At 60.2% G+C, this 13,910-nt stretch carries 13 protein-coding genes; 11 read left to right on the forward strand and 2 right to left on the reverse strand.

Annotation, left to right across the window (positions count from 1 at the left end; genetic code table 11):
* Positions 1–17 precede the first annotated feature (17 nt).
* The 7 genes from TU82_RS12010 to TU82_RS12040 all read left to right on the forward strand — a co-directional run bounded on the left by TU82_RS12010 (position 18) and on the right by TU82_RS12040 (position 5,648).
* On the forward strand, positions 18–656 hold the full coding sequence (locus TU82_RS12010; RefSeq protein WP_057723406.1) for a peroxiredoxin: 639 nt from the start codon (positions 18–20) through the stop codon (positions 654–656).
* Positions 657–980: 324 nt separating this feature from the next.
* A complete protein-coding gene (gene ssuE, locus TU82_RS12015; RefSeq protein ID WP_057723407.1) occupies positions 981–1,574 on the forward strand; it encodes an NADPH-dependent FMN reductase in 594 nt (197 codons plus the stop codon).
* Positions 1,575–1,670: 96 nt separating this feature from the next.
* The gene (locus TU82_RS12020) at positions 1,671–2,639 is read left to right on the forward strand and encodes a sulfonate ABC transporter substrate-binding protein (protein ID WP_057723408.1); all 969 of its coding nucleotides are present in this window, start codon (positions 1,671–1,673) and stop codon (positions 2,637–2,639) included.
* A gap of 25 nt (positions 2,640–2,664) precedes the next feature.
* Complete coding sequence (gene ssuD, locus TU82_RS12025; RefSeq protein ID WP_057723409.1) at positions 2,665–3,813, forward strand: FMNH2-dependent alkanesulfonate monooxygenase; 1,149 nt, start codon at positions 2,665–2,667, stop codon at positions 3,811–3,813.
* Between the two features lie 9 nt (positions 3,814–3,822).
* Complete coding sequence (ssuC, locus tag TU82_RS12030) at positions 3,823–4,611, forward strand: aliphatic sulfonate ABC transporter permease SsuC (RefSeq protein ID WP_057723410.1); 789 nt, start codon at positions 3,823–3,825, stop codon at positions 4,609–4,611.
* Positions 4,608–5,414, forward strand: coding sequence for an aliphatic sulfonates ABC transporter ATP-binding protein (gene ssuB, locus TU82_RS12035; protein ID WP_057723411.1), 807 nt, complete (start codon positions 4,608–4,610; stop codon positions 5,412–5,414). Before ssuC ends, ssuB begins: the two co-directional genes overlap by 4 nt.
* 18 nt (positions 5,415–5,432) lie before the next feature.
* Positions 5,433–5,648 (forward strand): TOBE domain-containing protein, encoded by a 216-nt coding sequence (locus TU82_RS12040; RefSeq protein ID WP_003176783.1) that lies wholly within the window; start codon positions 5,433–5,435, stop codon positions 5,646–5,648.
* A gap of 117 nt (positions 5,649–5,765) precedes the next feature.
* On the opposite strand, the gene TU82_RS12045 is transcribed toward TU82_RS12040, so the two are convergent.
* Positions 5,766–6,401 (reverse strand): TetR/AcrR family transcriptional regulator, encoded by a 636-nt coding sequence (locus tag TU82_RS12045; RefSeq protein ID WP_057723412.1) that lies wholly within the window; start codon positions 6,399–6,401, stop codon positions 5,766–5,768.
* 169 nt (positions 6,402–6,570) lie between these two features.
* The gene (locus TU82_RS12050) at positions 6,571–7,947 is read right to left on the reverse strand and encodes a glutamine synthetase family protein (protein ID WP_003176781.1); all 1,377 of its coding nucleotides are present in this window, start codon (positions 7,945–7,947) and stop codon (positions 6,571–6,573) included.
* A 597-nt stretch (positions 7,948–8,544) separates the two neighbouring features.
* Here TU82_RS12050 and TU82_RS12055 point away from each other — a divergent pair.
* The 4 genes from TU82_RS12055 to TU82_RS12070 all read left to right on the forward strand — a co-directional run bounded on the left by TU82_RS12055 (position 8,545) and on the right by TU82_RS12070 (position 13,885).
* Positions 8,545–9,903: a glutamine synthetase family protein gene (locus tag TU82_RS12055; RefSeq protein ID WP_057723413.1), complete on the forward strand. Its 1,359-nt coding sequence runs from the start codon at positions 8,545–8,547 to the stop codon at positions 9,901–9,903.
* 58 nt (positions 9,904–9,961) lie between these two features.
* Entirely contained in the window at positions 9,962–11,326 is a 1,365-nt protein-coding gene (locus TU82_RS12060; protein ID WP_057723414.1) for an aspartate aminotransferase family protein, read from the forward strand.
* Between the two features lie 150 nt (positions 11,327–11,476).
* Entirely contained in the window at positions 11,477–12,571 is a 1,095-nt protein-coding gene (locus TU82_RS12065) for a polyamine ABC transporter substrate-binding protein (protein ID WP_057723703.1), read from the forward strand.
* A 219-nt stretch (positions 12,572–12,790) separates the two neighbouring features.
* A complete protein-coding gene (locus TU82_RS12070; protein ID WP_057723415.1) occupies positions 12,791–13,885 on the forward strand; it encodes a polyamine ABC transporter substrate-binding protein in 1,095 nt (364 codons plus the stop codon).
* Positions 13,886–13,910: the final 25 nt, after the last annotated feature.

Consider the following 13,910-nt stretch of genomic DNA (forward strand, 5'->3'; position numbering starts at 1 on the left):
TCATCAGGAGCCACACCATGAGCCTAAGACTGGGCGATATCGCCCCCGACTTCGAACAGGATTCCAGCGCCGGCAAGATTCGTTTCCACGAATGGCTGGGCGATAGCTGGGGTGTGCTGTTTTCCCATCCGGCGGACTTCACGCCGGTGTGCACCACCGAGTTGGGCTTCACCGCCAAGCTCAAGGATGAATTCGCCCGGCGCGGCGTCAAGGCCATCGCGCTGTCGGTTGACCCGGTGGACTCGCACCACAAGTGGATCGAAGACATCAACGAAACCCAGAACACCGTCGTCAACTTCCCGATCCTGGCCGATGCCGACCGCAAGGTGTCCGACCTCTACGACCTGATCCACCCCAACGCCAGCGACACCCTCACCGTGCGCTCCCTGTTCGTGATCGACCCGAACAAGAAGATCCGCCTGACCATCACCTACCCGGCCAGCACCGGCCGCAACTTTCATGAAATCCTGCGGGTAATCGACTCGCTGCAGTTGACCGACAACCATAAGGTCGCCACACCGGCCAACTGGCAGGATGGGGATGAAGTGGTGATCGTACCGTCGCTCAAGGATGAGGAAGAGATCAAGCAACGCTTTCCGAAGGGCTATCGCGCGGTGAAACCGTACCTGCGCCTTACCCCCCAGCCCAACCGTTAACGCAGGTCAAATCTGGAAACAGGACCAGTGTGGGAGGGGGCTTGCCCCCGATTACGGTGCCTCAGTTACCAAATATTTAGCTGACCCACCGCTATCGGGGGCAAGCCCCCTCCCACATGTTGAGCGCATTTCAAGCAGGGGTTTTCAGGCCATTTCGATGGCCTTTTTTTTCGCGTGGCGATCTGTTTTCCGCATATGTTTTTATGGAATAAACAAATGAATAAATAAGATTTAAAGATATATAAATCTGCTGCTAAGGTCTGTTCCATCTTGGCGTCATCGCTGCACAGCGAACCGCCGACACTTGCGCAAGGAATTTCCTACATGCTGGTCGTAACACTTGGAGGCAGTCCCAGTCAGCGTTCCCGCTCCGGGGTCTTGCTGGAGAAAACCCGTCAATGGCTGCAGGACCAGGGCGTGGAAGTGGTGAGTTACCAGATCCGCGACTTCCCGGCCGAAGACCTGCTGCACGCGCGGTTCGACAGCCCCAAGGTCATCGACCTGTTGCAGCAAGTGGCGAATGCCGATGGCCTGGTGATCGCCACGCCGGTGTACAAGGCGTCGTTCTCCGGCGCATTGAAGACGGTACTCGACTTGCTGCCCGAGCGCGCCCTGGCCCACAAGGTGGTGTTACCGATGGCCACTGGCGGCAGCATCGCGCACATGCTGGCGGTGGATTACGCCCTCAAACCCGTGTTGTCGGCGCTGAAGGCGCAGGAATTGCTCCACGGGATTTTCGCCGAAGACAGCCAGATCGCCTACGGCGAAGGCAGTGCTCAGGCGCAGTTGGTGCCGGTGCTTGAACAGCGTCTGCAGGAAGCCCTTGAGCAGTTTTACAGCGCCATGGCCCGCCGCCCGAAACCGCTGGACCCACATGTGTTGAATGAACGCTTGTTGAGTGCTCGCTGGAGCATTTGAGTCTTACCCCGACATCTGGAAACACTCACCTTACTCAGCCGCCAACGGCCAAGCAGGTGCAGCCAATACCCCACTCGCATATTTGGAGAGAGCGCCATGCGCACTGTCATTTTGCGTCGCGGTCTGGTCGCACTGTTTGCTGCGGCTGTGTCCTTCGGCGCCATCGTTCAAGCCCACGCCGCAGAAACCTTGCGGATCGGTTATCAGAAATACGGCACGCTGGTGCTGCTCAAGGCCAAGGGCTCGCTGGAAAAGCGCCTGGCCGCACAGGGCGTGCAGGTGCAATGGACCGAATTCCCCGGTGGCCCGCAACTGCTTGAGGGCCTGAATGTCGGTTCCATCGACTTTGGCGTCACCGGCGAAACGCCACCGGTGTTCGCCCAGGCCGCCGGCGCGGATCTGCTGTACGTGGCCTATGAGCCACCGGCGCCGACCAGTGAAGCGATCCTGGTGCCGAAAGATTCAACGATCAAGTCGGTGGCGGAGCTCAAGGGCAAAACCGTCGTCCTGAACAAGGGCTCCAACGTGCATTACCTGCTGGTGCGTGCCCTGGAAGATGCCGGCCTCAAATACACCGACGTGAAAACCGTGTTCCTGCCGCCCGCCGATGCCCGCGCCGCCTTCGAACGCGGCAGCGTGGACGCCTGGGTGATTTGGGACCCTTACCAGGCCGCCGCCGAGAAACAGCTGCAGGCACGCACCCTGCGCGACGGCACCGGCATTGCCGACAACCATCAGTTCTACCTGGCCACCAAGCCCTACGCCGAACAGCACCCCGAGGTGATCAAGGCGCTGGTGGAAGAAGTGCGCGCCGTGGGCGAATGGTCCAAGGCCAACCCGCAGCAGGTGACTGACCAGGTGGCGCCGCTGCTCGGCCTGCCGGCTGATATCACCCTGACCTCGGTGAAACGCCAGGGCTACGGCGCGCTGTTCCTGACGCCGGAAGTGGTCGCGGCCCAGCAGAAAATCGCCGACGCCTTCTATCAGCTCAAATTGATTCCCAAGCCCTTGAGCATCAAGGACGTGATCTGGACCCCACCCGCCGCTGTTGCCAAAGCGCCGTAATCCGACTTCTTCAGGAGACAACTCCATGAGCCTCAATATTTTCTGGTTCCTGCCTACCCACGGCGACGGTCATTACCTTGGCACCGCCGAAGGCGCTCGCGCCGTCGATCACGGTTACCTGCAACAAGTGGCACAGGCCGCCGATCGGCTGGGCTTCGGTGGGGTGTTGATCCCCACCGGGCGTTCCTGCGAAGACTCCTGGCTGGTGGCCGCCTCGCTGATTCCCGTGACCCAGCGGTTGAAATTTCTTGTCGCGCTGCGGCCCGGGATCATTTCCCCGACGGTGGCCGCACGTCAGGCCGCGACACTGGACCGCCTGTCCGGTGGCCGCGCACTGTTCAACCTGGTGACCGGCGGTGACCCGGAAGAGCTGGCCGGCGACGGCTTGTTCCTCAGTCATGAAGAGCGCTATCAGGCCTCGGTGGAGTTCACCCGCATCTGGCGTCGGGTGCTCGAAGGCGAGACCGTGGATTACGACGGCGAGCACATCAGCGTCAAAGGCGCCAAGTTGCTCTACCCGCCGGTCCAGCAGCCACGCCCGCCGCTGTATTTTGGCGGTTCGTCCGAGGCGGCCCAGGACCTGGCGGCCGAGCAAGTGGAAATGGTGCTGACCTGGGGCGAACCACCGGCAGCGGTGGCGGAAAAGATCGCCCAGGTGCGGGCCAAGGCCGACAAGCTCGGACGCACCCTGCGCTTCGGCATTCGCTTGCATGTGATCGTGCGTGAAACCAACGAGGAGGCCTGGAAAGCCGCCGATAAACTGATTTCCCACTTGGACGACGACACCATCGCCCGCGCCCAGGCGTCCCTGGCGCGCTTCGACTCGGTGGGCCAGCAGCGCATGGCGGCCTTGCATGGCGGCAGTCGCGACAACCTGGAAGTCAGCCCCAACCTGTGGGCCGGGGTCGGGCTGGTGCGTGGCGGCGCGGGCACCGCGCTGGTGGGCGATGGCCCAACGGTTGCGGCGCGGGTCAAGGAATACGCGGACCTGGGCATCGACACCTTTATCTTTTCCGGTTATCCGCACCTGGAAGAGTCGTATCGGGTGGCGGAGTTGCTGTTCCCGCACCTGGATATCGAACGTCCCGAACTGCCGAAAAGCGCCGGCTACGTCAGCCCGTTCGGCGAGATGGTGGCCAACGACATCCTTCCCAAAGCTGCATCGCAGAGCTGAGGCGGCGCCATGAACCTAGAGAAACTCAGCCATCGCGTGGCGCCCTGGGTGCTGCCCATTTTATTGCTGGCGGTGTGGCAGTTGTCGGTGACGGCAGGGTGGTTGTCCACGCGTATTCTGCCGGCGCCCAGTGCGGTCATCGAGGCCGGCATCCACCTGGTCCGCAGCGGCGAAATCTGGACGCACCTGGCTATCAGCGGCTGGCGTGCGGGCCTGGGCTTTGTGATCGGTGGCAGCATCGGCCTGGCCCTGGGCTTTATCACCGGCCTGTCGAAATGGGGCGAACGTTTGCTCGACAGCTCGGTGCAGATGATCCGCAACGTGCCGCACCTGGCGCTGATTCCATTGGTGATCCTGTGGTTCGGGATTGACGAGACCGCGAAGATTTTCCTGGTGGCCCTGGGCACGCTGTTCCCGATCTACCTGAACACTTACCACGGCATCCGCAACGTCGACCCGGCGCTGGTGGAAATGTCGCGCAGCTACGGCTTGTCCGGCTTCAGCCTGTTCTGGCAAGTGATTCTGCCGGGCGCGTTGCCGTCGATCCTGGTGGGCGTGCGCTTTGCCCTGGGCTTCATGTGGTTGACGTTGATCGTGGCGGAAACCATTTCGGCCAGCTCCGGTATCGGTTACCTGGCGATGAATGCCCGCGAATTCCTGCAAACCGACGTAGTGGTGCTGGCTATCGTGATGTACGCGATCCTCGGCAAGCTGGCCGACCTGGCGGCGCGTGGCCTGGAGCGGGTATGGCTGCGCTGGCACCCGGCGTATCAAGTGAACAAGGGAGGTGCGGCATGACGGCTCAACAACCCCCGCGCCTGCTCAAGGGTATTCCCCTGGCGGTGCGCAAATTGCGCAAGTCCTTTGGCGCTCGAGAAGTGCTCAAGGAAATCGACCTGCATATTCCTGCCGGCCAGTTCGTGGCCGTGGTCGGCCGCAGCGGTTGCGGCAAAAGCACCTTGCTGCGCCTGCTGGCGGGCCTGGACAACGCCAGTGGCGGCGAGCTGCTGGCGGGCTCCGCGCCGCTGCACGAGGCGATCGAAGACACGCGGCTGATGTTCCAGGAAGCGCGCCTGCTGCCGTGGAAAAAGATCATCGACAACGTCGGCCTGGGCCTCAAGGGCAACTGGCGTCCCCGGGCGTTGCAAGCGCTGGAGGCGGTGGGCCTGGCCGAGCGTGCCGATGAGTGGCCGGCGGCCTTGTCCGGAGGCCAGAAGCAACGCGTCGCCCTGGCGCGCGCCTTGATTCACCAGCCGCGCCTGCTGTTGCTCGACGAACCATTGGGCGCGCTGGATGCGCTGACCCGTATCGAAATGCAGCAACTGATCGAGAACCTCTGGCAAAAACACGGCTTTACCGTGCTGCTGGTCACCCATGACGTCAGCGAAGCCGTGGCGATTGCCGACCGCGTGATCCTGATCGAAGACGGCGAAATCGGCCTCGACCTGAACGTCGACCTGCCGCGCCCGCGCGCCCGTGGCTCACATCGCCTGGCCGCGCTGGAGGCCGAAGTGCTCAACCGCGTGCTGTCGCTGCCCGGCTCACCGCCGGAACCCGAACCTGTTTCACCGCTGCCGACGCAATTGCGTTGGGCTCAATAACTACACAGGAAAACCATCATGACTATCAAAGCCATCAACGTGCGTAACCAGTTCAAAGGCACCATCAAGGAAATCGTAGTCGGCGACGTGTTGTCGGAGATCGACGTGCAGACCGCCTCGGGCATTGTCACTTCGGTGATCACCACGCGCTCGGTGAAAGAGCTGGAACTGGTGATTGGCAGTGAGGTGATTGCCTTTGTGAAATCGACTGAGGTGTCGATTGCCAAGCTGTGACTACTTGATCGTTCCCACGCTCCGCGTGGGAATGCCGCCGGGGACGCTCCGCGTCCCGCTGCATAAAAGTGGCGCAGAGCGTCACGGGATGCATTCCCACGGGGAACGTGGGAACGATCATGTGAGACGCTTGGGCAGGTAGGCCGGCAGATAAAGCCCCACATACGCATCAAACACCCGCATCCCTTCCTCCGCCATGCGCGGCGTAATCAATCCATGCTGATGCACTGAACGCGCATACACGCGGTCGCTCAATTCAAGCGCCAGGGCGAACACGTCCACATCACTCGGTAGCTTCGGCACGTCGAAGTGGCGGTTGAACACCTCCAGCATCAAATCACCCAATTCCAGATCATGCTGACGGTCCGCCTGCGTCACTTCAGTCAACCCGTGCTGTGCCAGGATCAACTGGCGCGCGGCGGCGTCGTGGCCGTAGATGGCGAGCATGCGCTGCTCGACGATGCACGACAGGTCGCGCCAGGTCTTGAGCGAATCCTGTTCGATGGGCGCCTGGATGGCCGCGCGAAAGGCTGCGTGCACATCGGCCGTCAACGCCTCGAGCAGTGCCGGCACGCTGGCGAAGAAGTGGTACACCGATGATGGCGGGATCTGCGCCCGTTCGGCCACGCTGTAGATCGACAAACCGCCCACGCCTTCGGCCGCCAGCAATGCGCGGGCGGCGTCCAGGATTGCGTCGATCCGGGCCTGACTGCGGGCGCGGGGTTTGCGCGGGGTGGCGGGGCGGGTCGTCATGGAAGTCTCCTACAAGGCAGCGGGCATTGTATGAGCAGGAATCTTTGTTGTCTGCCAGACCGCCATCGGGGGCTTGCACCCGATGAGGCCGACTCGGTCTCCCTGGATAACCCCATAAAAAACGCCACAGACCCAGAAGCCTGTGGCGTTTCTTCAATACCGCAACCGCTTACACGGTATGCAGGTACCAGTTGTACTCAAGGTCGGAGATGGAGTGTTCGAACTCCTCCAACTCACTTTCCTTACAGGCCACAAAGATATCGATGTATTTAGGATCAATGTACTTGGCCATTACCTCGCTGTCGTCCAACTCGCGCAGTGCATCACGCAGGTTGTTCGGCAGGCTTTGTTCGTTCTGCTCGTAGCTGTTGCCTTCCACCGGTGCGCCAGGTTCGATCTTGTTGGTCAGACCGTGGTGCACGCCCGCCAGGACCGAAGCCATCAGCAGGTAAGGGTTGGCGTCGGCGCCGGCCACGCGGTGTTCGATGCGCACCGCATCGGACGAGCCGGTCGGTACGCGAATCGCCACGGTGCGGTTATCCAGGCCCCAGCACGGCGAGTTCGGTACATAGAACTGAGCACCGAAACGACGGTAGGAGTTCACGTTAGGGCACAGGAACGCCATCTGGGCGGGCAGGGTCTCGAGCACACCGCCGATCGCGTGACGCAATGCGGCGTTCTGCTCGGGATCCTCGCTGGCAAAAATGTTCTTGCCGTCCTTGTCCAGAATGGAGATGTGCACGTGCAAACCGTTGCCTGCCTGGCCTGGGTAAGGCTTGGCCATGAAGGTGGTGTCCATCTCATGGTCGTAGGCGATGTTCTTGATCAGGCGCTTGAGCAGTACCGCGTAGTCGCAGGCCTTGATCGGGTCGGCGACGTGGTGCAGGTTCACTTCGAACTGCGCCGGGGCACTTTCCTTGACGATGGCATCGGCCGGGATGCCTTGCTCCTTGGCACCTTCCAGGATGTCCTGGAGGCAGTCGACGTATTCGTCGAGGTCGTCGATCAGGTAGACCTGTGTCGAGTGCGGGCGTTTGCCGGAGATCGGCGAGCGCGGCGGTTGCGGGCGGCCGTTCACGTTCTCCTGGTCGATCAGGTAGAACTCGAGCTCGAAGGCGGCGCAGATGGTCAGGCCCATGTCGTCGAACTTGCTCACGACCTGGCGCAACACTTCGCGAGGATCGGCGAAGAAGGGTTCACCTTCCAGTTCGTGCATGGTCATCAGCAGTTGCGCGGTTGGGCGCTTTTGCCAGGGCTCATTGCACAGGGTGTCGGGGATGGGATAACAGATTCGGTCAGCATCACCGATGTCCAGGCCCAGGCCGGTGCTTTCCACCGTAGAGCCGTTGATATCCAGGGCAAATAAAGAGGCAGGCAGGTTAATGCCCTTCTCGTAAACCTTGTGGAGGCTGGTGCGTTCGATGCGCTTGCCGCGCACCACACCATTCATATCCGCAATTAGAAGGTCTACGTACAGAACCTCAGGATGATCCTTAAGGAACGCGTTCGCTTCGTTAAGCTGAACGGCACGCGGGGGTACCGACATGATGCAACACCTTTGTTGTTAAAAATATCAATCATTGATCTTTTCTGGTTTCAGTCAACCCGAACGGCATGCCGAAGTCAAGCAAGGGCTTTTTTGCCCTGAAAAAGCGCCACGGCGCCTTTTTTGGGGCTTTTTGGGGCGGTTTTTTGGGTTTCACAGTCTTGGGACCGGCAGGCTTGAGCGGGCCGTGTTGTATTTTTTACGGGGGTGTTGTGTAAAAAAATGAACAAGGCTAAGCTCGATTCAAACCCATAACAGCAATAATATCGGGGTGCTTCATGTTTCACCTGCCGCCAATCGGCGTCTGCGCCTGCATCAGCCAGGTGTTGTCCGCAGTCCGTTCGTCCCGCGTGAATGCTCACGCACCGGCCAATATTCTTGACGGCCCGTCCGACCTCTTCTTTGCCCACTCCTGCGCCAGTCACCGGCCCTCATTCGCCGTGCCGATCATAATTGTGCACAAGTTTGGCGTGAGGAATGCAACGTTGCAGCAAATGGCAGGTAAGCTCCTACCCTGAATGAACAAACGACGCGGATGCTGCGTCAACCAACGCCTGGCCTTTAACGGATGCCAGGAAACCCAGCCCAGAGGCATTTATGAGTAACAACCTCGACCAGCTCACCGATTGGTTGAAAGACCACAAGATCACAGAAGTCGAATGCATGATTGGCGACCTCACCGGCATCACCCGGGGCAAGATCTCGCCGACCAACAAGTTCATCGCCGAAAAAGGCATGCGCCTGCCCGAAAGCGTTCTGTTGCAGACCGTGACCGGCGACTATGTCGAAGACGACATCTATTACGAATTGCTCGACCCGGCCGACATCGACATGATCTGCCGCCCCGACCAGAACGCAGTCTTCCTGGTGCCCTGGGCCATCGAGCCGACCGCCCAGGTCATCCACGACACCTACGACAAGCAAGGCAACCCGATCGAGCTGTCGCCGCGCAACGTACTCAAGAAAGTCCTCAAGCTCTACGCCGACCGCGGCTGGCAGCCCATCGTGGCGCCGGAGATGGAGTTCTACCTGACCAAGCGCTGCGAAGACCCGGACTTCCCGCTGCAGCCGCCGATTGGCCGCTCCGGGCGTCCGGAGACCGGTCGTCAATCCTTCTCTATAGAAGCGGCCAACGAATTCGACCCGCTGTTCGAAGACGTCTACGACTGGTGCGAACTGCAGGAGCTGGACCTCGACACGCTGATCCACGAAGACGGCACCGCACAGATGGAAATCAACTTCCGTCACGGCGATGCGCTGTCCCTGGCCGACCAGATCCTGGTGTTCAAGCGCACCATGCGTGAAGCGGCGCTCAAGCACAATGTGGCCGCCACCTTCATGGCCAAGCCCATGACCGGCGAGCCCGGCAGTGCGATGCACCTGCACCAGAGCATCATCGACATCGCCACCGGCAAGAATGTCTTCTCCAACGAAGACGGGAGCATGAGCCAGCTGTTCCTCAACCACATTGGCGGCCTGCAGAAATTCATCCCCGAATTGCTGCCTTTATTCGCCCCCAACGTGAATTCATTCCGCCGCTTCCTGCCCGACACCTCGGCGCCGGTCAACGTGGAATGGGGTGAAGAGAACCGCACCGTGGGCCTGCGCGTACCGGATGCCGGCCCGCAGAACCGCCGCGTGGAAAACCGCTTGCCGGGCGCCGACGCCAACCCGTACCTGGCGATTGCCGCCAGCCTGCTGTGCGGCTACATCGGCATGGTCGAAGGTCATAACCCGAGCGCACCCGTGGTGGGCCGTGGCTACGAGCGCCGCAACCTGCGCCTGCCGTTGACCATCGAAGACGCGCTGGAACGCATGGAAAACAGCAAGACCATCGAGAAATACCTGGGTCAGAAATTCATCACAGGCTACGTCGCGGTCAAGCGGGCCGAGCATGAAAACTTCAAGCGCGTGATCAGTTCGTGGGAGCGGGAATTCCTGCTCTTTGCCGTCTGATGCGCCGGGCGCGCCCTGCACACGGCGCGCCCTTCACCGAAACGTCTAGGAGATCGGTATGTCCAGCAACAACCCGCAAACCCGTGAATGGCAAGCCTTGAGCAATGATCACCACCTCGCGCCGTTCAGCGACTTCAAGCAATTGAAAGAGAAAGGCCCAAGGATCATCACCAAAGCCCACGGCGTTTACCTGTGGGACAGCGAAGGCAACAAGATCCTCGACGGCATGGCCGGCCTGTGGTGCGTGGCGATCGGTTACGGTCGCGATGAACTGGCCGACGCCGCCGCCAAACAGATGAAAGAACTGCCGTACTACAACCTGTTCTTCCAGACCGCTCACCCGCCGGTACTCGAACTGGCCAAAGTCATTTCCGAAGTCGCACCGGCCGGTATGAACCACGTGTTCTTCACCGGTTCCGGCTCCGAAGGCAACGACACCATGTTGCGCATGGTTCGCCACTACTGGGCGATCAAGGGCCAGCCGAACAAGAAAACCATCATCAGCCGCAAGAATGGCTACCACGGCTCCACCGTGGCCGGCGCCAGCCTGGGCGGCATGACCTATATGCATGAGCAGGGCGACCTGCCGATCCCGGGCATCACCCATATCGCCCAGCCGTACTGGTTTGGCGAAGGCGGCGACATGAGCCCTGAAGAATTCGGGATCTGGGCCGCCAACCAGTTGGAAGCGAAGATTCTGGAACTGGGCGTGGACAACGTCGGTGCCTTTATTGCCGAGCCGATCCAGGGCGCCGGCGGTGTGATCGTGCCGCCTGAGACCTACTGGCCGCGCATCAAGCAAATCCTCGCCAAGTACGACATTCTGTTTGTCGCCGATGAAGTGATCTGCGGCTTCGGCCGTACCGGGCAGTGGTTCGGCAGCGATTTCTACGACCTCAAGCCACACATGATGACCATCGCCAAGGGCCTGACCTCGGGCTACGTGCCCATGGGTGGCCTGATCGTGCGCGACGATGTGGTGGCCGTGCTCAACGAAGGCGGCGATTTCAACCACGGTTTCACCTACTCCGGGCACCCGGTAGCGGCGGCGGTGGCCCTGGAAAACATCCGCATTCTGCGCGATGAAAAAATCGTCAACCGCGTGCATGAAGAAACGGCACCGTATTTGCAGAAACGTCTGCGGGAACTGGCGGACCATCCACTGGTGGGTGAAGTGCGCGGTGTGGGCATGCTCGGTGCAATTGAGCTGGTGCAGGATAAAGCCACCCGCAAGCGTCATGAAGGGAAGGGCGCCGGCATGATTTGCCGAACCTTCTGCTTCGAGAATGGCCTGATCATGCGCGCCGTGGGCGATACCATGATCATTTCGCCGCCGCTGGTGATCAGCAAGGCTGAAATCGACGAGCTGGTGACCAAGGCCCGCCAGTGCCTGGACCTGACGTTGGCGGCATTGCAGGACTGAGTAGATAAATGTGGGGGCCGGTTGAAAGCGGGCCCCGGAACTTGCCAGACTGTCGTCCTGTTTTGTTGCCCTTTGGCTGGGCCCGAAACATATACAACGTGCGGCCCAAAAAAGAAAAAATCGGAGCATCACCCAATGAAGGCATTAGGTTTGAAAAACGCTGGCAAGACCCTCCTCGCCTTGTCCCTGATGGGCGCAATGGCGGGCGCGGCCCAGGCGGACAATAAAGTCCTGCACGTCTACAACTGGTCCGACTACATCGCACCGGACACCATCGCCAACTTTGAAAAAGAGTCGGGCATCAAGGTGGTGTACGACGTGTTCGACAGCAACGAGACCCTGGAAGCCAAGTTGCTGGCAGGCAAGTCCGGCTATGACATCGTCGTGCCGTCGAACAACTTCCTCGCCAAGCAGATCAAGGCCGGCGTCTATCAGGAGCTGGACACATCCAAGCTGCCTGAATACAGCAACCTGAACAAATCCCTGCTCAAGGCCGTGTCGGTCAGCGACCCGGACAACAAGCACGCGTTCCCGTACATGTGGGGCTCGATCGGTATCGGCTACAACCCGGAGAAGGTCAAGGCCGCGCTGGGCGTGGACAAGATCGACTCGTGGGATGTGCTGATGAAGCCGGAAAACATCGCCAAGCTGAAAAGCTGCGGCGTGAGTTTCCTCGACTCGCCGACCGAAATGCTGCCGATCGCGCTGCATTACCTGGGCCTGCCGACCGACACCCAGAAGAAAGCCGACCTCAAGCAAGCCGAAGACCTGTTCCTGAAAATCCGTCCTTCGATTGGCTACTTCCACTCGTCCAAGTACATCTCGGACCTGGCCAACGGCAATATCTGCGTGGCCGTGGGTTACTCGGGTGACATCCAGCAGGCCAAGTCCCGTGCGGCTGAAGCCGGTGGCAAAGTCAAAGTCGCCTACGACATTCCGAAAGAAGGCGCCGGCAGCTTCTTCGACATGGTCGCCATCCCGAAAGATGCTGAAAACGTCGAAGCCGCCTACGCTTTCATGAACTACCTGCTCAAGCCGGAAGTGATGGCTTCGATCACCAACAGCGTGCGCTTCCCGAACGGTAACGAGAAAGCCACCGCACTGGTCGACAAAGACATCACCAGCGACCCGGGCATCTACCCACCAGCGGACGTGCAGGCCAAGCTCTACGCCATTGCCGACCTGCCGGCTGCAACCCAGCGTGAAATGACCCGCAGCTGGACCAAGATCAAATCGGGCAAGTAACGCAAAAAACCTGTAGGAGCGAGCTTGCTCGCGAAAAATTCAAGAGCGCTGCGGGGTGCCTGATGCCCCGCATGATCGTTGACGACCTTCGCGAGCAAGCTCGCTCCTACAATTAAATGATAGAAAGTTTTGCCGGATCGGTTTATCGAGGGTAAGTTGCGCGCCGGTTTTGTTGCCGGGCAACAACTTTAAGGCCCAACTATTTTAGAGGACCTCCACTTGCCAATTTCTTTATTTCGCAAAGCCTTGCAGGTGGGTGCAGGTATCACGCTGGCTGTCAGCGTGCAGGCCGCACCCACGGTGCATATTTATAACTGGTCGGACTACATCGGTACCGACACCCTGGCCAACTTCGAAAAAGCCAGCGGCATCAAGCCCGTGTATGACGTCTTCGACTCCAACGAAACCCTGGAGGGCAAGCTGCTGGCCGGGCGTACCGGCTACGATGTGGTCGTGCCGTCCAACCACTTTCTCGGCAAGCAGATCAAGGCCGGGGCGTTCCAGAAGCTCGACAAGTCACTGCTGACGAACTACGCCAACCTCGACCCGGCGTTGCTCAAACGCCTGGAAAAAAACGACCCGGGCAACCAGTACGCCGTCCCGTACCTGTGGGGCACCAACGGCATCGGCTACAACGTCGATAAAGTGAAGGAAGTGCTGGGCGTCGACCACATCGATTCCTGGGCCGTGCTGTTCGAGCCGGAAAACATGAAGAAGCTGGCCACGTGCGGCGTATCGTTCATGGACTCGGCGGATGAAATGCTGCCGGCGGTGCTCAACTACATGGGCCTGGATCCCAACAGCAGCAACCCGGAAGACTACAAGAAGGCCGAAGCCAAGCTGCTCAAAGTGCGTCCTTACGTGACCTACTTCCATTCTTCCAAGTACATCTCGGACCTGGCCAACGGCAACATTTGCGTAGCGGCAGGTTTCTCCGGCGATGTGTTCCAGGCCAAGGCCCGCGCAAGCGAGGCGGGCAAAGGCGTGAACATCGCCTACGCAATTCCCAAGGAAGGCGGCAACCTGTGGTTTGACGTGCTGGCGATCCCCAAGGACGCTGCCAACGTCAAGGAAGCCCACGCGTTCATCAACTATTTGCTGCAACCTGAGGTGATCGCCCAGGTCAGTGATTACGTCGGTTACGCCAACCCCAACCCCGGGTCGGACACGCTGATGGAGCAATCGATACGCACCGACGCAGCGGTTTATCCACCGCAGGCGGTACTCGATCGGACATTCGTCAACTTCGAGCTACCCCCGAAGGTGCAGCGTTTAATGACCCGTAGCTGGACCAAGGTCAAGACGGGCAAGTAAGGCTCAAACTATCCAAGTTCGCTCA

This window comes from Pseudomonas orientalis, from assembly GCF_001439815.1.
Lineage (GTDB): Bacteria > Pseudomonadota > Gammaproteobacteria > Pseudomonadales > Pseudomonadaceae > Aquipseudomonas > Aquipseudomonas orientalis.